The sequence below is a fragment of the Mycobacterium sp. genome, assembly GCF_044223235.1.
Taxonomy (GTDB): domain Bacteria; phylum Actinomycetota; class Actinomycetes; order Mycobacteriales; family Mycobacteriaceae; genus Mycobacterium.
Window position 1 is genome coordinate 372,336 of the sequence record NZ_JBGAME010000004.1, and the last position, 17,655, is coordinate 389,990.

Consider the following 17,655-nt stretch of genomic DNA (forward strand, 5'->3'; position numbering starts at 1 on the left):
TCGTTACCTCAGAACTGGCCCAGATAGAACCCGCCGCCCTGGTCGTCGGTGCATTCGGCCATCATTCCGTAGGACTGCCGAGCCGGAGTCTGCACGACGGTGCCGCCGGCCGCGACCACCTGTTCGACGGCGGCGTCGATGTCGGCGACCGTCCACATCGGCACCGTCGCGGGTGTTCTGCTGCCGCCGGCGATGCCTGCCATCGGGTGGGATCCGACCACCTCCCAGCCGTCGTCGATGCGCCCGGGGGTGAAGGTCCAGAACAGCACCCGGCTGTAGAAGGCCTTGACCGCGGCGGAGTCGGCGACCTGGTAGGTGAGGTAGGACAGCTCGCCGGGCCCGGCGCCGTTGAGTTCGGGCCGCGGTGTGCCCGGCGCAGGCTCGAACACCGCGAACGCCGTGCCCTGTGAATCGACGGCATCCACCACGATGCCGAAGTCGAAGGCCTGCGGTTCGCCGGTCGAGCCGCCGCCGGCAAGGATGGACTGCCGCGCGCCGGCCAGGTCCGCGACCGCGTAGCAGCAGACCAGCGTGCTGTGGCCCGGCGCGCTGACGATTCCGATGCGCTGCCGGGTGTTGGTCACCCGGTGGGTGGCCGCGTCGTAGCTCCACCCGAGAACGCGGCCGTAGAAGCGCGCCGCCCGCTCGGCGTCGGGTGTCCACAGCGACACGTAGCCGACGTCGCCGTGCTGAATGGGAACGGCCGCCCCGGTGACAGGGCCCGACAGCATCCAGCGGTGCCCGAACGGGTCGACGATCGTCGCGTTGCGGGTGCCGTAGTTCTCGTAGGGCTCGCGCGAGACGGTGGCGCCGAGATCGGATGCCCGACTCAGCGCCGCGTCGGTGTCCGGGACGTGAAGCATCAGGCTCACCGAAGTCGACTGCGGCGCTGGGGCTTTCAATCCGATCTCGGGATATTCGTCGGCCAGGTAGAGAACGCCGCCTGCGAGTGCGAGTTCGGCATGGCCGATGCGGCCGTCGTCCATCACGATGGGTTCGCCCACCACGGCGGCGCCCAAGGCCTCGACGTACCAGGCGATCGCGGCGCGCGCGCCGGCCACGGTGAGGTAGGGCAGCGCGGCCGGCCTTGGGGCGGGTGCCGGCTTTGCGGAGGCCGCCTGCGACTGTGCGGTGAGTTCCGCGATGGCGGTGTCGGTACCACTCATGACAACTTCTCCTGTTCGATCTGGCAGGGACAACGCCGATTCCAGGCGTGACCGCAGCAGGGCCGCGAACGCCGGATCGGGCTGGACCGGAAGTTCGTTGCCGCGCAGCACCGTCAACGGATCGTTGCTGTTGTTCACGACGCTCCCCCCTCCGGTTCGGGGTACTGCTGCCGGAACGCGCGGCGGGCCCGCACCAGCAGCGCCTCGGTGGCGTGCACGGTGCGGCCGATCAGTTCGGCACATTCGGGCACCGAACAGTCGTCCATGTAGCGCAGCGCCAGGACCGTCCGGTGCTGGTCGGACAGCCTGGCCAGCACGCTTTCGGCCACGATGCGGTCCACCGCGGCGTCCCAGTCGTCGACGGGGTCCACGACTTCGGGAAGATCGGCGACCGGCACACTGAACCTGTCGTGCCTGCGGCGGTAGTGATCGGCGAGCTTGTGGCGCGCCACCCCGACCAGCCAGGGCACGGTGATCGGAGGCGGCACGTCCTTTCTGGCGGCGTCCATCGCGGCGAGGAACGTCTCCGAGGTCAGGTCCTCGGCGGTCGCGCGATCGCCGCAGCGGCGGACGAAGTATCCGTACACCACCGGCAGTGCCTCGTCGTACAGCCGAAGCAGCGCCCGGGGTGCCTCCCGGCGATCACCTTCGGCGCTCACGCTCCTATCGTCGCCGTTGCTGGCCGAACTCCGACGCCCGATCACGAACTGGTTCAGGGCGCGGATCGCTCCAGCGCCTGTAAACCCTGGCTGACCACGGCAAATGCGGACTCCAAGGATTGCGTCAGCGACACCGATTCGTCGGCCAGCCAGCGTTCGTAGGCCGCCAGCGAAGCGCCCAGCATCGTCCACGCCACGGTCTGGGGCAGCAGGTCGGCGCTGTCGGTGTGCAGCCGACGCGCGACGAACGCCGCCACCACGGCGCGCCAGCCCGCGTACATCGTCATCGAATATGACTGCAGCGCATCGGTTTGCAGAATCAGCCGCATCCGCTGCCGGTGTCGTTCCATCTCCAGCTCGCCGAAGTTGTTGAACGCGAGCAGGGCGCTGCGCAGGGCGTCGTCGACGGGAACGTCGGACGCGACGTCGGCGAGCAGGTCGCGCATACGGTCCAGATGGGCGTCGAAATCGCCCCACGGAATCGCGTTCTTCGACGGGTAGTAGCGGAACAGGGTGCGGCGGGCGATCCCCGCGGCCGCGGCCACGTCATCGACGCTGACCTCGTCGAACCCGCGAGCGGCGAAAAGGTCGAGCGCGGTGTCTGCGATGCGGTCCTGGGTGGTCGAGCGACGACGGCCCACCCGGGTCTCGGAACCATCTCGCACCGCGGTCACCGACGCCCACTCCCTTCCGTTCTGGCACTCAATGCCATATTCTTGCGATCTCGATCACATTTGTCGAGGTGTCTGGGGCGTTCGAACCGAGAGGATGTGCCCATGGAACCGGATCAGTCCACCACCGCGGAGGCAGCCGAAACCGTGCTGGTCACCGAGTCACTGGTGGAAGAGGTATCGATCGACGGGATGTGCGGGGTTTACTGACGGATGCCCGGCGCATCCCCCGCGCCGCCCGGCGCCTTCGATCCCGACAGCAGCTGGCGTCTGCATCCGCAGGTGGCCGTTCGGCCCGAGCCGTTCGGCGCGCTGCTGTACCACTTCGGCACCCGCAAGCTGTCCTTCCTGAAGGACCGGACGGTCGTCGACGTCGTCACGTCGCTCGACGCGCATCCCGACGCGCGTTCCGCCTGCCGGGCGGCGGGCATCGACGACGATCGGCAGGGCCCGTACCTGCACGCGCTCGGCGTGCTCGCCACTTCGAACATGATCGTTCCCGCAGCGCCGCCTCAGGTGCGCGACGCATGACGGACCTGACACCGTTCGCGAACCGCTCTGTGCGGCGAATGCACTGTTCGACAGTGCATTTGTCCGATGGCCGCTCGCCGGAAGGGCCGGGCTAGCCGTGGCGCGCGGCGGATGGTTCGAGACGGTGGCGGCGGCCCAGAAGCGCGCGGAGAAACGGTTGCCCAGGTCGGTGTACTCGTCGCTGATCGCAGCCAGTGAGAAGGGTCTGAGCGTCACCGACAACGTCAAAGCGTTCGACGAACTCGGCTTCGCCCCGCACGTTGTCGGGGCGCACGATACGCGGGATCTGTCGACAACCGTGATGGGTCAGGCAATTTCCCTTCCGGTGATCATCTCGCCGACCGGTGTGCAGGCGGTCGATCCGGACGGCGAGGTGGCGGTTGCCCGTGCCGCCGCCGCGCGCGGCACGGCGATGGGCCTGTCCTCCTTCGCCAGCAAACCGGTCGAGGAGGTGGTGGCCGTCAACGACAAGATCTTTTTCCAGATCTACTGGTCGGGCGACCGCGATGCGATCGCTCAGCGGGTGCAGCGCGCCAAGGACGCAGGCGCGGTCGGCATGATCGCCACCACCGACTGGAGCTTCTCGGAGGGCCGGGACTGGGGTAGCCCGCGAATCCCTGAGCGGGTGGATCTGCGCACCATGGTGCGGATGTCGCCGGAGGTGCTCGTGCGGCCGGGTTGGCTCTACCGGTTCGGCAGGCTCTTGCGGCCACCGGATCTGCGGGTGCCCAACGAGGCAGGGAACCGGGGTGATCCCGGCCCCGGGTTCTTTCAGGCCTATCGCGAATGGATGGCCACGCCCCCGCCCACCTGGCGGGACATCGCCTGGCTGCGACAGGAGTGGGGCGGGCCGTTCATGCTCAAAGGTATGGTCCGCGTCGACGACGCGAAACGTGCTGTGGACGCGGGTGTTTCGGCGATCACGGTGTCCAATCACGGCGGGAACAATTTGGACGGCACGCCTGCGGCGATCCGATGTTTGCCCGCGATCGCCGACGCGGTGGGTGACCAGGTGGAGGTTTTGCTCGACAGCGGGGTTCGCCGCGGCAGCGACGTGGTCAAGGCCGTCGCGCTCGGGGCACGGGCGGTGATGATCGGACGCGCATATCTGTGGGGGCTGGCGGCCAACGGCCAGGCCGGCGTCGAAAACGTCCTCGACATCCTGCGGGCCGGTATCGACTCCGCATTGATGGGCATCGGAAAATCGTCGATCCACAATCTGACACTGGACGATGTCGTGATTCCACCAGGCTTCGCCCGTGTGCTCGGCAGCCCGGCCGCGGTGGATGTTTGAAACCAGGCAGTTTTACCGGCGATCCCTGTGACGGGGGTGGCGGGGGAGGCACACGTGATCGCGTGCCGCGGCAATTTCCCGGCGCCGAAGCAACTCCGGTGACCGATGCCCCAACAACCGCGGCACACCAGGTGAATTCGGCCTACCATTTCCGGGTGGCTCTCCCCAACGGGCTAGCGAACTCGACGTCGAGACAGCTGCAAGGCATCTCGCCCGGGTTGGTGGTGCCGGTCGGTTCTACCGAACAGCACGGGCCGCATCTGCCTCTCGACACCGACACCCGCATCGCCTCGGCCGTTGCCGATGCCGTGGTCCGGCGGCTGGCGCAGCGGGGGGATTCGGACTGGGTCATCGCACCGCCGATCGGGTATGGCGCCAGTGGCGAACACGAGGGATTCCCAGGCACCGTGTCGATCGGCACCGCCGCCTTGCGCCTTTTGCTGGTCGAGTACGGTAGGTCCGCGTCCAATTGGGCGTCACGGCTCGTCTTCGTTAACGGGCATGGTGGCAACGTGGAGGCACTGGGGGCGGCAGCGGCTTTGCTTAGATATGAGGGGCGCGACGTCGCGTGGTCGTCGTGCGGCGTCCGGAATGCGGATGCCCACGCGGGGCATACCGAAACGTCCGTACTGCTGCATATTTCACCGGCCGATGTTCGCTCCGACGAATGTGCGACGGGAAACACCGCGCCCCTCTCCGAACTGCTGCCCAGTTTGCGTCGCGGCGGAGTCGCCGCGGTGAGCGAGGTGGGCGTGCTGGGCGATCCGACCACAGCGACAGCCGATGACGGCGCGCAGATATTTGCCGATATGGTCGACGGGTGTGCCGACCGCATACTGCGCTGGGAGCCGGACCGCAGCGGGATGCTGACGTGACGGGGCCGCGACTGCCCGACGGCTTCGTGGTGCAGGTCGATCGCAGGGTCAGGGTTCTCGGCGACGGCTCCGCCCTGCTCGGTGGCACGCCGACCCGGTTGTTGCGGCTGGCGCCGTTGGCGCAGAACATGCTCAACGGCGGTAGGCTCGAAGTACGCGACACCGCAAGCGCGCAGCTCGCGCGCACCCTGCTCGATGCGACGGTGGCCCACCCTCGGCCGCCCAGCGGGCCATCGCATCGCGATGTCACCGTCGTTATCCCGGTGCGTGACAATGCTTCTGGACTTCGTCGCCTGGTGGCGGCGTTGCGCGGGCTGCAGGTGATCGTGGTGGACGACGGCTCTGCCGTTCCGGTGCGCCAAGCCGACTTCGACACGACAATCGGCCACGTGCAGGTGCTGCGACATCCGATCAGCAAGGGTCCGGCAGCGGCGCGAAACGCCGGTCTGGCCGCGTGTTCCACCGATTTCGTGGCTTTCCTCGACTCCGACGTCGTTCCGCGCCGGGGCTGGTTGGAGGCATTGCTCGGGCACTTCTGCGATCCTGCGGTGGCCCTGGTGGCGCCGCGGATCGTGGGTCTGCAGACGGCCGACAACCTGGTGGCACGCTATGAGGCCGTTCGCTCCTCGCTCGACCTCGGACTGCGCGAGGCGCCGGTGGTGCCCTACGGCACGGTGTCCTACGTGCCCAGTGCCGCGATCATCTGCAGGCGCAGCGCCCTGGAGGGGGTCGGCGGGTTCGACGAGAGCATGAACTGCGGCGAGGATGTCGACCTGTGCTGGCGTTTCGTGGAAGTCGGGGCCAGACTCCGTTATGAGCCGATCGCCATTGTCGCCCACGATCATCGCACCCGGCTGCGGGATTGGTTCGCCCGCAAGGCGTTCTACGGGGAGTCCGCCGCGCCCCTGGCCACGCGTCATCCCGGCAAGACCGCCCCGCTGGTGATCTCGGGCTGGACCCTGGTGGTGTGGGTGCTGCTCGCGATGGGTTCGGGCCTGGGATACGTGGCCTCGGTGGGGGTCGCGGCGATCACCGGGCGGCGCATCGCGAACACCCTGCGTCCCGTGCAGACCGCCCCCGTGGAGGTCGCTGTGGTGGCTGGCCTCGGACTCTGGTCGGCGGCGTTGCAATTGGCGTCTGCCATCTGCAGGCACTACTGGCCGGTCGCGCTGATCGCCGCGACGTTGTCCCAACGCTGTCGGCAAACGGTGCTGGTGGCCGCGGTGGTCGACGGGGTGGTGGACTGGCTGACCCGGCGCGGCAATGTGGACGACGACACCAAGCCGGTCGGGTTGTTGCCGTACCTGGTGCTCAAGCGTCTCGACGACATCGCGTACGGCACCGGTCTGTGGACCGGTGTGGTGCGCGAGCGTCACCTGGGTGCCCTCAAACCGCAAATCCGCACCTGAAGCGGCATCTTGCATAGCGATGTGCTGATCGTCGGCGCCGGAAGTGCCGGATCGATCCTGGCAGCGCGGCTGTCCGAGGATCCTGCCTGCCACGTCACGGTCGTCGAGGCGGGACCGGCACCGTCCGATCCGCGGGTACGTGCGCAGATCACAGACGGCCTGCGACTTCCGATCGGCACCGCCAGCTCCGTCGTGCGGCACTACCGGACGACATTGACCGATTCCCCGCGGCGGGAAACCCAAATCAGCCGGGGCGCCGTCGTCGGCGGTTCCGGGGCGGTCAACGGTGGTTATTTCTGCCGCGGACTGCCCGCCGACTTCGACGGCTGGGGTGTTCCGGGCTGGACGTGGGCCGATGTGCTTCCCCACTTCCGGGCGATGGAGTCCGATCTCGACTTCGCCGGACCGCTGCACGGCTCTGACGGCCCGATCGTCGTTCGCCGGGTCAGGGAATTCGACGGCTGCACAGCCGATTTCGTGACCGCCGCGCTGAAGGCCGGCTATCGGTGGATCGAGGACCTCAACGGGAGCGACGCCGGCGTCCCGCTGCCCCCCGGGATCGGCGCGGTGCCCCTGAACATCCATCGCGGCACCCGGCTCGGGCCGGGCGGTGCCTTCCTGCGGCCCGCACGCAACCGGCCCAACCTGGCGCTCGTTCCCGACACCCGCGTGCTGCGGCTGCGGATCGTCGACGGAAGGGCGGCAGGTGTCGAGTGCAGCGGTCCCGCCGGACCTGAGTATCTGAGCGCCGACAGGATTGTGCTGTGTGCGGGGGCGATCGGAACCGCACAGCTACTGATGCTGTCCGGTGTTGGTCCGGCTGCGGTGCTCGAACCGCTGGGCATACCGGTGCTGGCCGGGCTGCCGGTGGGGCAGCTGTCGGTGGACCATCCCGAGTGGGTCCTGCCCGTGGCGTCGACGCCGACCCACGACCTTCCGCCGCTGGAGGCCGTGTTGGTGACGGGCGGTATCGAGATCAGGCCCTACACGGCCGGGTTCGCCGCGCTGGTACACGGCCCGGGCCGTGCGGTTCCTGACCCCGCCGACCGCCCCCACATCGGTGTCACGCTGATGCGGCCACTGGCGCGCGGACGTGTCACGCTGGCGTCCACGGACCCCGGTGCCGCCCCGATCATCGAGCACCGTTACGACAGCGAGCCCGCCGACGTGGCGGCGCTGCAGGACGGGGCCGAGCTGGTCCGCGAACTGCTCGGCGGGGCAGCGAAGGTCGGGGCAGCGAAGGTCGGTGCACCGTCGTGGTCCACCTCCCAGCATCTGGGCGGTACCGCACCGATGGGCGCCGAGGGAGATGAGAACGCCGTGCTGGACCCCCGCTGCCGGGTGCGCGGTGTCGAGCGCCTCTGGGTGGTGGACGGATCCGTGCTACCCAAGGCCACCAGCCGGGGTCCGCACGCCACCATCGCGATGATCGGCCACCGCGCCGCCGAGTTCATCGCCGCGTGACGCAACCAGGTCGGTGAGTGCCTCGGCCAGCCGGGTCGCGGCCACCACGCCGTCGATCACCGGAACCCCGAGGCGCAGGCTGAGCGGCACCGCGAAGCGCGCCATCGCCGCGCAGCCCAGGACGATCGCCCGGCTCCCGTCACGCTGCAGAGCAGCGGCACACAGGTCGCCGATCGGTTCGATCGTGGCGGGGTCGGAGTCGATGCGCAGCACCGGGATGTCGCAGGCGTAGACGCCGCGGCAGGCCGTCGGGGTGTAGGTCTTGGCCAGTTCCCAACCCCGGGGCACCGTGGCCGACATCGAGGTGACCACGGAGAAACTGCCGGCCCCTAGTGCGGCCGCGTGCATCGCGGCCTGCGCGATACCGAGCACGGGGGCGTCGAGGACCGCTCTGGCCTGGTCCAGGCCGGGATCGCCGAAGCAGGCGATCACATACGCGTCGGGACGGGTCTCGGGCGGTCGCTGCCGTGCGGTGCGCAGCACGTCGAGCAGGGCGGGCACACACCGGCGTTCGTCGTCGTCGTTCTCGATGCTGGCCGGCCCCGATGCGGGATTGATCGCCTCGACCACCGTGCCGGCCCGGGCCGCGTCTGCCGCGCTCGTCGCGATCGCGGCGGTCATCGAGGCCGTCGTGTTCGGGTTGACTAGCAGCAGTCGCACGGAGCCGACCAGACGGCGGTAACATATTGGGCGCCAACGTTTTCCGGTGTTTCCTGGGGTTTGCATCCCTGGATATGGCGGCGCTGAGTCACTCCCTCACCCTAATGGGGACAGGTTTCGGGGCGGTTGCCGCGCCGATATATTCTCCTGCCCGCGTGACGGCGGGCTGCGCGTGACGCCGGGCCGCCGCGACCTTCAGTACGCTCGGTATCCGTGCCGGCCACATCGCTTCGACGGCTCGGCCGGCGGGTCCGAGCCGGGGCTCTCGCCGCCGTGGTGGTCAGTGTGGCCGTCGCCGGGTGCGGCGACCGGGTCGTGGAGGCGGCCGAACCGGTGCCGACCGGCGATCCGGCGGTGGTGCAGACGGCGTCGGGATCGCTGCGCGGCGTCGTCGCGGCCGATCACCGCATGTTCGCAGGCATTCCCTACGCCGCACCGCCGGTGGGTCCGCTGCGGTGGCAGCCGCCCGCTCCGGCCCCGGTGTGGCCGGGTGTTCGGGACTCCAGCCGGGCGGGACCCCGCTGCATTCAGGACCCCGCCGGCGATATGGAGCGGGGCAGACACTCCTCGGAGGACTGCCTGACCCTCAACGTGTGGACGCCGTCGCGGTCGAACGAACGCCGTCCCGTGGTGGTGTGGATCCACGGCGGCGCATTCGTCAACGGCAGCGGCGGCATCTATGACGCCCGGTGGCTGGCTGCGCGGGGGGACGTCATCGTCGTGACGATCAACTACCGGCTGGGCACCCTCGGATTCCTCGCCCACCCCGCGCTCGGCCCGGCGGGCCGGGTCGGCAATTACGGGCTGGAAGACCAGCAGGCCGCCCTGCGCTGGGTCAGGGACAACATCGCCGGTTTCGGCGGCGACCCCGCCAAGGTCACCATCGCCGGGGAATCGGCAGGCGGGATGTCGGTGTGTGATCATCTCGTCGCGCCGGATTCGGTGGGTCTGTTCCGGGCGGCCATCATCCAGAGTGCACCCTGCCAGGCCCAGGCCGATCTGCCGACGGCGCAGCGGCGCAGCCTTGACTATGCGGCCCAACTCGGTTGCGCGGACCCGGCCGCAGCCGCGCAGTGCCTGCGCGCGCTGCCGGTGGACAAGCTGCGAAACCCGGTGTGGTACACCGGCATCGGTGCGAACAAGTTGACCGGGCCGGTCACCGGGTCGGCGGTGCTGCCGGTGAACCCGGTGGATGCGTTCGCGGGTGGGGAGGCGACTCGGGTGCCGGTGCTGATCGGCACCACGCGCGACGAGTTCACGTTGTTCGCCGCGCTGCGCTATCTACGCGACGGCGACCGGTTCCCCGCCTCGGAATACCCGCAACTGCTCGCCGACGCGTTCGGCGGCGACGCGGTTGCCGTCGGCGAGCGTTATCCGATCGACCGCTTCGGTGGCGTGCCGCTTGCGTACTCGGCCGCGGTCACCGACGGCGTGTTCGCCTGCCAGACCGATCGGATGGCCGACGACCTGGCCTCTATCGAATCCGTCTACGCCTACGAGTTCAACGACCGCGACGCCCCCGCCCCCGCAGCGCTTCGCCAGCTGCCGTTCCCGGTCGGTGCCAGCCACTCGCTGGAACTGCGCTACCTGTTCGACATCGGCGGTGCTCCGCCGCTGAATCCGGCGCAACGGGCCCTCTCCGACCAGATGATCGCCTATTGGACCCGGTTCGTCGGCACCGGAGCGCCCGACGTCCGCGGGCAGCCTGCGTGGCCGGCCCTGCGGGACCGCGACGCAGGCGAGCGGATGTCGTTCGGGCCGGGCGGCAGCCGCGTGACCCGTGACTTCGAACAGGTGCACCAGTGCCTGTTCTGGGCCGGGCTGCATCGCTGAGCCGCGGCCGGTAGAACGCGGTCGGGGTCAGCGCGGCGGTGGTCCGGGCGGGGGTCCGCCTGGACCGGGATCGGCGGCGACGTTCTCCGCCTTGTCCGCGACGCCGATGGTGATCGAGATGTTCATCCCGCGCTGCGGCGATCCGGTGGCGGTGGCCATCTCAGCGGTCCAGCCGTCGCCGAAGACGCCGTCGGTGTCCAGCGACAACCTCGCCATGTTGGAGACACTGGCGGAGTAGCCGTCGTCGGCGCCGTAGACGGCCGAACATGCCTCTTCCGGCAGGGCGATCTGCGAGGTGAGCCGGGCCTCCGAACCGGCCACCGCGGTCTCGAGCGAATCGAACACCTCGAAGTGGACGTGCGGCCAGCGACCCGGGTAGCACGCAGGGAACACCGTCGTGAACGTCACGGTGCCGTCGGGACCGGCGACCTGGACGCCCCGCAGGTAGTTCTGGTCGGTCACCCCGTCGCTGTAGAGCGAGTAGCGCCCCTCGCGGTCGCAGTGCCAGACATAGACGGCCATTCCTGCACCCGGGCCCGCACCTGTTGCCCCATCTTCGGCCAGGTCCACCAGCGTCATCGTCAACGTCGTCGGCACACCTTCTGCGGCGCCCGTGGCGGAGCCGAAGCTACTGGTGATGTCGCCGCGAACCACACCGGATTCGATGAGCACATTCGGCCCGTTGGAACCGTCGCCGGGGTACGGTCCCTGGGTTTCCTGCGGCGCCTTGGCCACCGTCGTCGCGGTGTCGGCAACGGTGTCGGGATCGGCCCCTGGATCAGTCGCGGCAAGGGACCCTGAACCGGACTGCTGTGGGGCACACCCCGTGGCCAGCGTGGAGACGCCCGCGACGCCGAGGGCGACAAGCGCCCGCCGGCGCGACATCACCGCGATGTCGAACGCCAGCCCCCGGTTGTGGTCGTGCGGTGCCGGCATCGCTCGGCGGGTATCCATGAAAGCCTCCTGCGCCCCAGTATCGGTGTCGAGGCCATCGTTGCCGGACGGCTTATCGGGATGCTGTCAGCGGGATATGTGCCAGCTGTGTCTCCGGGGGTCGGGGCACTGCGATCTGGGCGTCATCCCGGCTGGAGCGAGATAGCGCGCCATCGCCGCCGCAGAGAACAACCGACTGCCGCCGGGGCGTCCTGCGAGCCGCTGCCACATGCGGAACGTGTTTGGTGGGGCCGGACAAGCCGCTGACCCTAACTCGCCGGTAGCGTCGAGGTTGCCGCATCGTCGGCACGGCTCTTGCGGCGATGTGCGGGGCGCTGACCAGGGATTTGGCACCCGACCGGATCTAAGGCATACTAGTCGGGTTGCCCTGAGCCGGGTTCGCTCTCGCAGTGGGATCCAGCACGGCGGCACACGACCGGCGTCCGCACGGGCGCGTCCGGTCCTCCCCTTGATCGCGACGAGATTATTCAGCGCGGCCAGGGCGCGTCGGGCGACACACCCGACCGCGGGGGCCGGTGAACCACAGACAGGTAAACAGCGGCAGCAGACGAGCGCAGATGCGCCGGAGGCACCAGCACAACGTTCGCCCGGCAACCCGCCGGGTGGGACATGACAGTGAAGGTAGGAGAAGCGTGGCGGGACAGAAGATCCGCATCAGGCTCAAGGCCTACGACCACGAGGCGATTGACGCCTCGGCACGCAAGATCGTGGAGACGGTCACCCGTACCGGCGCAAGCGTAGTTGGCCCAGTGCCGCTGCCGACTGAGAAGAACGTGTATTGCGTCATCAGGTCCCCGCACAAGTACAAAGACTCGCGGGAGCACTTCGAGATGCGCACTCACAAGCGCCTGATCGACATCCTCGACCCCACGCCGAAGACCGTTGACGCCCTGATGCGCATCGATCTGCCGGCCAGTGTCGACGTGAACATCCAGTAGGAGATCCAGAAACCATGGCAAGCTCAAGCAATTCCGGCGCTCCGCGCCGTGGCATTCTGGGCACCAAGCTGGGCATGACACAGGTGTTCGACGAGAACAACAAGGTCGTTCCGGTGACGGTCGTCAAGGCCGGGCCCAACGTCGTCACCCGCATCCGCACCGCGGAGCGTGATGGCTACAGCGCCGTCCAGCTCGCCTACGGCGAGATCAGCCCGCGCAAGGTCACCAAGCCGCTCGCCGGTCAGTACGCCGCCGCCGGGGTCAACCCGCGCAGGCACCTGGCCGAGCTGCGGCTCGACGACGAGACGGCGGCGCAGTACGAGGTGGGCCAGGAGCTGACCGCCGAGATCTTCTCGGACGGCAGCTACGTGGACGTGACGGGCACCAGCAAGGGCAAGGGTTTCGCAGGCACCATGAAGCGCCACGGCTTCCGTGGCCAGGGTGCGGCCCACGGCGCCCAGGCAGTGCACCGGCGCCCCGGGTCGATCGGCGGCTGCGCCACCCCGGGCCGGGTGTTCAAGGGCACCCGGATGTCCGGCCGAATGGGCAACGATCGCGTCACCACCCAGAATCTGCTGGTGCACAAGGTCGACGCCGAGAACGGTGTGCTGTTGATCAAGGGCGCCATCCCGGGCCGCAACGGCGGGCTGGTCGTGGTTCGCAGCGCCATCAAACGAGGTGAGAAGTAATGACTTCTTTGACAATTGATGTGAAGACGCCCGGCGGCGCGACCGAGGGATCGGTCGAGCTTCCTGCGGAGCTGTTCGACGTCGAGGCCAACACCGCCCTGATGCATCAGGTGGTGACAGCGCAGCTCGCGGCCGCCCGTCAGGGCACCCACTCGACCAAAACCCGTGGCGAGGTGTCCGGCGGCGGCAAGAAGCCGTACCGTCAGAAGGGGACCGGCCGCGCCCGCCAGGGATCGACCCGCGCACCGCAGTTCACCGGCGGCGGCGTCGTGCACGGCCCGAAGCCGCGTGACTACAGCCAGCGGACCCCGAAGAAGATGATCGCCGCCGCGCTGCGCGGCGCGCTCTCCGATCGGGCCCGCAACGGACGCATCCACGCGGTCACCGAACTGATCGAGGGTCAGACGCCGTCGACCAAGAATGCGAAGTCGTTCCTGGCCAGTCTGACCGAGCGCAAGCAGGTGCTCATCGTCGTCGGCCGTGCCGACGAAACGGGCGCCAAGAGCGTGCGCAACCTGCCCGGTGTGCACGTGCTCTCGCCCGACCAGCTCAACACCTACGACGTCCTCAAGGCCGACGACGTGGTGTTCAGCGTGGAGGCCCTCGATGCCTACATCAGCGCCAACACGAAAGACACGCAGGAGGTTCAGGCCTGATGGCGACTGTCACAGACCCCCGCGACATCATCCTGTCCCCGGTCATCTCGGAGAAGTCCTACGGGCTGATCGAGGACAACGTGTACACCTTCGTCGTTCACCCCGGCTCGAACAAGACCCAGATCAAGATCGCGATCGAGAAGATCTTCAAGGTCAAGGTCGCGTCGGTGAACACGGCCAACCGGCAGGGTAAGCGCAAGCGCACCCGCGCCGGCTATGGAAAGCGCAAGGACACTAAGCGGGCCATCGTCACGCTGGCTCCCGGTAGCAAGCCGATCGACCTGTTCGGAGCACCTGCTTAGGCCGCGGCCCGAGCAGGCACAGCATTAGAGGGACCTAGACAAACATGGGAATTCGCAAGTACAAGCCGACGACCCCCGGTCGTCGCGGTGCCAGCGTCTCCGATTTCGCCGAGATCACTCGCTCGACTCCGGAGAAGTCGCTGGTTCGTCCGCTGCACGGCACCGGCGGTCGTAACGCACACGGCCGCATCACCACTCGGCACAAGGGCGGCGGTCACAAGCGCGCCTACCGGGTGATCGACTTCCGTCGCAACGACAAGGACGGCGTCAACGCCAAGGTCGCACACATCGAGTACGACCCGAACCGCACCGCGAACATCGCGCTGCTGCACTTTCTCGACGGCGAGAAGCGTTACATCGTGGCGCCGCAGGGACTTTCGCAGGGCGACGTGGTCGAGTCGGGGCCCAACGCCGACATCAAGCCCGGCAACAACCTGCCGCTGCGCAACATCCCGGCGGGCACCGTGATCCATGCCGTGGAACTGCGGCCCGGTGGTGGCGCCAAGCTGGCCCGCTCGGCGGGTGCCAGCATCCAGCTGCTCGGCAAGGAGGGCGCCTACGCCTCGCTGCGCATGCCGTCCGGTGAGATCCGCCGCGTCGACGTGCGCTGCCGCGCCACCGTAGGCGAGGTCGGCAACGCCGAACAGGCCAACATCAACTGGGGCAAGGCAGGCCGCATGCGGTGGAAGGGCAAGCGCCCCACCGTCCGCGGCGTCGTGATGAACCCGGTCGACCACCCGCACGGCGGTGGCGAGGGCAAGACCTCCGGCGGCCGCCATCCGGTCAGCCCGTGGGGTAAGCCCGAGGGCCGCACCCGCAAGCCGAACAAGCCGAGCGACAAGCTCATCGTCCGACGCCGGCGCACCGGCAAGAAGCACCGGTAAGAAGCCGAGGAGTAAGCAGCGATGCCACGCAGCCTGAAGAAGGGCCCGTTCGTCGACGACCATCTGCTCAAGAAGGTCGACGTCCAGAACGAGAAGAACACCAAGCAGGTCATCAAGACCTGGTCCCGTCGGTCGACCATCATCCCCGACTTCATCGGGCACACCTTCGCCGTCCACGACGGTCGCAAGCATGTCCCGGTGTTCGTCACCGAGGCGATGGTCGGGCACAAGCTCGGCGAGTTCGCCCCGACGCGGACCTTCAAGGGTCACATCAAGGACGACCGGAAGAGCAAGAGACGATGAGCGTGACGACCGAGTACCCCTCGGCGACGGCCAAAGCGCGTTTCGTGCGGGTCTCGCCGACCAAGGCGCGCCGGGTGATCGACCTGGTGCGTGGAAAGTCCGTGTCCGAGGCGCTCGACATCCTGCGCTGGGCGCCCCAGGCCGCCAGCGAGCCGGTGGCCAAGGTGATCGCCAGCGCCGCGGCCAACGCGCAGAACAACGAGGGCCTTGACCCGGCGACCCTGGTGGTCGCCACGGTATACGCCGACGAGGGACCGACCGCCAAGCGCATCCGGCCGCGCGCCCAGGGTCGTGCATTCCGGATCCGCAAGCGCACCAGCCATATCACCGTGATCGTCGAGAGCCGTCCCCGCAAGGACGCCGGCTCCCGGGGCGGTGCATCGGCCAGCGCCACGCGGTCGCGCCGTGCTGCGGCCAGCAAGGCAGCCTCGGCTAAGAAGGCTGCAGCCACGACCACCGAGGCTTCGACTGAGGCGAAGGGAGGCTCGCAGTAGTGGGCCAGAAGATCAACCCCCACGGCTTCCGGCTCGGCATCACCACCGACTGGAAGTCCCGGTGGTACGCCGACAAGCAATACAAGGACTACGTCAAGGAAGACGTTGCGATCCGCAAGCTGCTGGCCACCGGCCTCGAGCGCGCCGGCATCGCCGACGTGGAGATCGAGCGCACCCGTGACCGGGTGCGGGTGGATATCCATACCGCGCGCCCGGGCATCGTCATCGGCCGTCGCGGCACCGAGGCCGACCGCATTCGCGCCGACCTGGAGAAGCTCACCGGCAAGCAGGTGCAGCTGAACATCCTCGAGGTGAAGAACCCCGAGAGCCAGGCGCAGTTGGTGGCCCAGGGTGTCGCCGAGCAGCTGAGCAACCGCGTGGCTTTCCGCCGCGCGATGCGCAAGGCCATCCAGTCGGCCATGCGCCAGCCCAACGTCAAGGGCATCCGGGTGCAATGCTCGGGTCGCCTCGGCGGGGCCGAGATGAGCCGTTCGGAGTTCTACCGCGAGGGCCGTGTGCCGCTGCACACCCTGCGCGCCGACATCGATTACGGCCTCTATGAAGCCAAGACCACCTTTGGCCGGATCGGCGTGAAGGTCTGGATCTACAAGGGCGACATCGTCGGTGGCAAGCGTGAGCTGTCCGCCGCCGCGCCCGCCGGATCCGACCGGCCGCGCCGTGAGCGGCCGTCGTCGGGCACCCGGCCGCGCCGCAGCGGCTCGGCGGGCACCACCGCCACGAGCACGGAAGCGGGTCGCGCCGCCTCCGGTGACGACGCAGGCAGGGCCGAGGACACGGCCGCGGCCGAGACGCAGGAATCGGCTGCGCCCGCAGAGAATACGGAGAGTTAGTCATGCTGATTCCGCGTAAGGTCAAGCACCGCAAACAGCACCACCCCAGGCAGCGCGGCGTCTCGAGCGGCGGCACCACCGTCAGCTTCGGTGATTACGGCATCCAGGCCCTCGAGCATGCCTACATCACCAACCGGCAGATCGAATCCGCACGTATCGCCATCAACCGGCATATCAAGCGCGGTGGCAAGGTGTGGATCAACATCTTCCCCGACCGCCCGCTGACCAAGAAGCCCGCCGAAACCCGGATGGGATCCGGTAAGGGTTCCCCGGAGTGGTGGGTGTCCAACGTCAAGCCCGGACGTGTTTTGTTCGAGCTGAGTTACCCCAATGAAGAGATCGCACGGGAGGCACTGACCCGCGCGATCCACAAGTTGCCCATCAAGGCACGCATCGTGACCCGAGAGGAGCAGTTCTGATGGCAGTGGGAATTACGCCTGGCGAGCTGCGCGAGCTGACCGACGACGAGCTGAAGGACAAGCTCCGCGAGTCCAAGGAAGAGCTGTTCAACCTGCGCTTCCAGATGGCCACCGGCCAGCTCGCCAACAATCGTCGGCTCCGCACGGTGCGTCAGGAGATCGCACGCATCTACACGGTGCTGCGCGAACGTGAACTGGGTCTGGCCTCCGGACCCACCGGTGAGGAATCGTGATGTCAGAGAACACAACTGAGAAGGGCCCGAAGCGGACCCCGCGTACCGAGAAGCCGCGCGGCCGTCGCAAGACGGTGATCGGCTACGTCGTGTCCGACAAGATGCAGAAGACGATCGTGGTCGAGCTCGAGGACCGTGTGAAGCACGCCCTGTACGGCAAGATCATTCGGACGACCAAGAAGGTCAAGGCTCACGACGAGGACGGCATCGCCGGCATCGGCGACCGTGTGTCTTTGATGGAGACCCGCCCGCTGTCGGCGACCAAGCGCTGGCGCCTGCTGGAGATCCTGGAGAAGGCTCGCTGAGCTAGCGCTACCGCGCCCGGATCCGACCGAGCCCCCGTCACGGTGTCCCCGTGGACGGGGGCTCT

Annotated in this window: 23 protein-coding genes; 18 read left to right on the forward strand and 5 right to left on the reverse strand. The window is 68.4% G+C overall.

Annotated features, from left to right (window positions below; all coding sequences use genetic code 11):
* Window positions 1-8: 8 nt before the first annotated feature.
* Genes ADBZ6K_RS09355 through mftR form a run of 3 tightly spaced genes read right to left on the reverse strand, consistent with a single transcriptional unit; the run spans window position 9 to window position 2,490 of the window.
* Window positions 9-1,304: a VOC family protein gene (locus ADBZ6K_RS09355; protein ID WP_526345760.1), complete on the reverse strand. Its 1,296-nt coding sequence runs from the start codon at window positions 1,302-1,304 to the stop codon at window positions 9-11.
* Window positions 1,301-1,825 carry an RNA polymerase sigma factor gene (locus tag ADBZ6K_RS09360; RefSeq protein ID WP_526345762.1) on the reverse strand — a complete coding sequence of 175 codons (525 nt, stop codon included), beginning with the start codon at window positions 1,823-1,825 and terminating at the stop codon, window positions 1,301-1,303. The genes ADBZ6K_RS09355 and ADBZ6K_RS09360 overlap by 4 nt, the downstream gene beginning before the upstream one ends.
* Window positions 1,826-1,878: 53 nt before the next feature.
* Window positions 1,879-2,490, reverse strand: coding sequence for a mycofactocin system transcriptional regulator MftR (gene mftR / locus ADBZ6K_RS09365; RefSeq protein ID WP_526345879.1), 612 nt, complete (start codon window positions 2,488-2,490; stop codon window positions 1,879-1,881).
* A gap of 111 nt (window positions 2,491-2,601) precedes the next feature.
* Here mftR and mftA point away from each other — a divergent pair, with 111 nt between their 5' ends.
* The 6 genes from mftA to mftG all read left to right on the forward strand — a co-directional run bounded on the left by mftA (window position 2,602) and on the right by mftG (window position 8,069).
* Window positions 2,602-2,706, forward strand: a complete 105-nt coding sequence (gene mftA, locus ADBZ6K_RS09370) for a mycofactocin precursor MftA (protein WP_526345764.1) — start codon at window positions 2,602-2,604, stop codon at window positions 2,704-2,706.
* A gap of 3 nt (window positions 2,707-2,709) precedes the next feature.
* The gene (mftB, locus tag ADBZ6K_RS09375; RefSeq protein ID WP_526345766.1) at window positions 2,710-3,027 is read left to right on the forward strand and encodes a mycofactocin biosynthesis chaperone MftB; all 318 of its coding nucleotides are present in this window, start codon (window positions 2,710-2,712) and stop codon (window positions 3,025-3,027) included.
* 97 nt (window positions 3,028-3,124) lie between these two features.
* On the forward strand, window positions 3,125-4,321 hold the full coding sequence (gene mftD, locus ADBZ6K_RS09380; RefSeq protein ID WP_526345768.1) for a pre-mycofactocin synthase MftD: 1,197 nt from the start codon (window positions 3,125-3,127) through the stop codon (window positions 4,319-4,321).
* A gap of 131 nt (window positions 4,322-4,452) precedes the next feature.
* On the forward strand, window positions 4,453-5,196 hold the full coding sequence (gene mftE / locus ADBZ6K_RS09385; protein ID WP_526345881.1) for a mycofactocin biosynthesis peptidyl-dipeptidase MftE: 744 nt from the start codon (window positions 4,453-4,455) through the stop codon (window positions 5,194-5,196).
* Window positions 5,193-6,605, forward strand: a complete 1,413-nt coding sequence (gene mftF, locus ADBZ6K_RS09390; RefSeq protein WP_526345770.1) for a mycofactocin biosynthesis glycosyltransferase MftF — start codon at window positions 5,193-5,195, stop codon at window positions 6,603-6,605. Before mftE ends, mftF begins: the two co-directional genes overlap by 4 nt.
* Before the next feature lie 9 nt (window positions 6,606-6,614).
* Window positions 6,615-8,069 carry a mycofactocin dehydrogenase MftG gene (gene mftG / locus ADBZ6K_RS09395; RefSeq protein WP_526345772.1) on the forward strand — a complete coding sequence of 485 codons (1,455 nt, stop codon included), beginning with the start codon at window positions 6,615-6,617 and terminating at the stop codon, window positions 8,067-8,069.
* Here mftG and ADBZ6K_RS09400 read toward each other — a convergent pair.
* Window positions 7,989-8,729, reverse strand: coding sequence for an aspartate/glutamate racemase family protein (locus tag ADBZ6K_RS09400; RefSeq protein WP_526345774.1), 741 nt, complete (start codon window positions 8,727-8,729; stop codon window positions 7,989-7,991). The genes mftG and ADBZ6K_RS09400 overlap by 81 nt on opposite strands.
* Before the next feature lie 213 nt (window positions 8,730-8,942).
* Between ADBZ6K_RS09400 and ADBZ6K_RS09405 the strand changes: the two genes are divergently transcribed.
* Window positions 8,943-10,562, forward strand: coding sequence for a carboxylesterase/lipase family protein (locus ADBZ6K_RS09405; protein WP_526345776.1), 1,620 nt, complete (start codon window positions 8,943-8,945; stop codon window positions 10,560-10,562).
* A 27-nt stretch (window positions 10,563-10,589) separates the two neighbouring features.
* On the opposite strand, the gene ADBZ6K_RS09410 is transcribed toward ADBZ6K_RS09405, so the two are convergent.
* Window positions 10,590-11,516: a dioxygenase family protein gene (locus ADBZ6K_RS09410; RefSeq protein WP_526345778.1), complete on the reverse strand. Its 927-nt coding sequence runs from the start codon at window positions 11,514-11,516 to the stop codon at window positions 10,590-10,592.
* 632 nt (window positions 11,517-12,148) lie between these two features.
* Between ADBZ6K_RS09410 and rpsJ the strand changes: the two genes are divergently transcribed.
* The 11 genes from rpsJ to rpsQ are packed head-to-tail and all read left to right on the forward strand — an operon-like array spanning window position 12,149 to window position 17,590.
* Entirely contained in the window at window positions 12,149-12,454 is a 306-nt protein-coding gene (gene rpsJ / locus ADBZ6K_RS09415; protein ID WP_003883485.1) for a 30S ribosomal protein S10, read from the forward strand.
* Window positions 12,455-12,468: 14 nt separating this feature from the next.
* Window positions 12,469-13,143, forward strand: a complete 675-nt coding sequence (gene rplC, locus ADBZ6K_RS09420; protein WP_526345780.1) for a 50S ribosomal protein L3 — start codon at window positions 12,469-12,471, stop codon at window positions 13,141-13,143.
* Window positions 13,143-13,799, forward strand: coding sequence for a 50S ribosomal protein L4 (gene rplD / locus ADBZ6K_RS09425; RefSeq protein WP_526345782.1), 657 nt, complete (start codon window positions 13,143-13,145; stop codon window positions 13,797-13,799). Before rplC ends, rplD begins: the two co-directional genes overlap by 1 nt.
* Window positions 13,799-14,101, forward strand: coding sequence for a 50S ribosomal protein L23 (gene rplW / locus ADBZ6K_RS09430; protein WP_526345784.1), 303 nt, complete (start codon window positions 13,799-13,801; stop codon window positions 14,099-14,101). Before rplD ends, rplW begins: the two co-directional genes overlap by 1 nt.
* Before the next feature lie 44 nt (window positions 14,102-14,145).
* Window positions 14,146-14,985, forward strand: coding sequence for a 50S ribosomal protein L2 (gene rplB, locus ADBZ6K_RS09435; RefSeq protein WP_526345786.1), 840 nt, complete (start codon window positions 14,146-14,148; stop codon window positions 14,983-14,985).
* Between the two features lie 21 nt (window positions 14,986-15,006).
* Window positions 15,007-15,288, forward strand: a complete 282-nt coding sequence (gene rpsS, locus ADBZ6K_RS09440; protein ID WP_003892827.1) for a 30S ribosomal protein S19 — start codon at window positions 15,007-15,009, stop codon at window positions 15,286-15,288.
* Window positions 15,285-15,782 (forward strand): 50S ribosomal protein L22, encoded by a 498-nt coding sequence (gene rplV, locus ADBZ6K_RS09445; RefSeq protein ID WP_526345788.1) that lies wholly within the window; start codon window positions 15,285-15,287, stop codon window positions 15,780-15,782. The genes rpsS and rplV overlap by 4 nt, the downstream gene beginning before the upstream one ends.
* On the forward strand, window positions 15,782-16,633 hold the full coding sequence (rpsC, locus tag ADBZ6K_RS09450; RefSeq protein WP_526345790.1) for a 30S ribosomal protein S3: 852 nt from the start codon (window positions 15,782-15,784) through the stop codon (window positions 16,631-16,633). The genes rplV and rpsC overlap by 1 nt, the downstream gene beginning before the upstream one ends.
* 2 nt (window positions 16,634-16,635) lie before the next feature.
* On the forward strand, window positions 16,636-17,052 hold the full coding sequence (rplP, locus tag ADBZ6K_RS09455; RefSeq protein WP_526345792.1) for a 50S ribosomal protein L16: 417 nt from the start codon (window positions 16,636-16,638) through the stop codon (window positions 17,050-17,052).
* Window positions 17,052-17,285 (forward strand): 50S ribosomal protein L29, encoded by a 234-nt coding sequence (rpmC, locus tag ADBZ6K_RS09460; protein ID WP_526345794.1) that lies wholly within the window; start codon window positions 17,052-17,054, stop codon window positions 17,283-17,285. The genes rplP and rpmC overlap by 1 nt, the downstream gene beginning before the upstream one ends.
* On the forward strand, window positions 17,285-17,590 hold the full coding sequence (gene rpsQ / locus ADBZ6K_RS09465) for a 30S ribosomal protein S17 (RefSeq protein WP_526345796.1): 306 nt from the start codon (window positions 17,285-17,287) through the stop codon (window positions 17,588-17,590). The genes rpmC and rpsQ overlap by 1 nt, the downstream gene beginning before the upstream one ends.
* Window positions 17,591-17,655 lie beyond the last annotated feature (65 nt).

Bases quoted from the DNA above. Each gene is read 5' to 3' on its own strand.
- mftA (WP_526345764.1), top strand. From the start codon at position 2,602: ATGGAACCGGATCAGTCCACCACCGCGGAGGCAGCCGAAACCGTGCTG.
- mftB (WP_526345766.1), top strand. From the start codon at position 2,710: ATGCCCGGCGCATCCCCCGCGCCGCCCGGCGCCTTCGATCCCGACAGC.
- ADBZ6K_RS09410 (WP_526345778.1), bottom strand. From the start codon at position 11,516: ATGGATACCCGCCGAGCGATGCCGGCACCGCACGACCACAACCGGGGG.
- rplC (WP_526345780.1), top strand. From the start codon at position 12,469: ATGGCAAGCTCAAGCAATTCCGGCGCTCCGCGCCGTGGCATTCTGGGC.
- rplD (WP_526345782.1), top strand. From the start codon at position 13,143: ATGACTTCTTTGACAATTGATGTGAAGACGCCCGGCGGCGCGACCGAG.
- rplW (WP_526345784.1), top strand. From the start codon at position 13,799: ATGGCGACTGTCACAGACCCCCGCGACATCATCCTGTCCCCGGTCATC.
- rplB (WP_526345786.1), top strand. From the start codon at position 14,146: ATGGGAATTCGCAAGTACAAGCCGACGACCCCCGGTCGTCGCGGTGCC.
- rpsS (WP_003892827.1), top strand. From the start codon at position 15,007: ATGCCACGCAGCCTGAAGAAGGGCCCGTTCGTCGACGACCATCTGCTC.
- rplV (WP_526345788.1), top strand. From the start codon at position 15,285: ATGAGCGTGACGACCGAGTACCCCTCGGCGACGGCCAAAGCGCGTTTC.
- rplP (WP_526345792.1), top strand. From the start codon at position 16,636: ATGCTGATTCCGCGTAAGGTCAAGCACCGCAAACAGCACCACCCCAGG.
- rpmC (WP_526345794.1), top strand. From the start codon at position 17,052: ATGGCAGTGGGAATTACGCCTGGCGAGCTGCGCGAGCTGACCGACGAC.
- rpsQ (WP_526345796.1), top strand. From the start codon at position 17,285: ATGTCAGAGAACACAACTGAGAAGGGCCCGAAGCGGACCCCGCGTACC.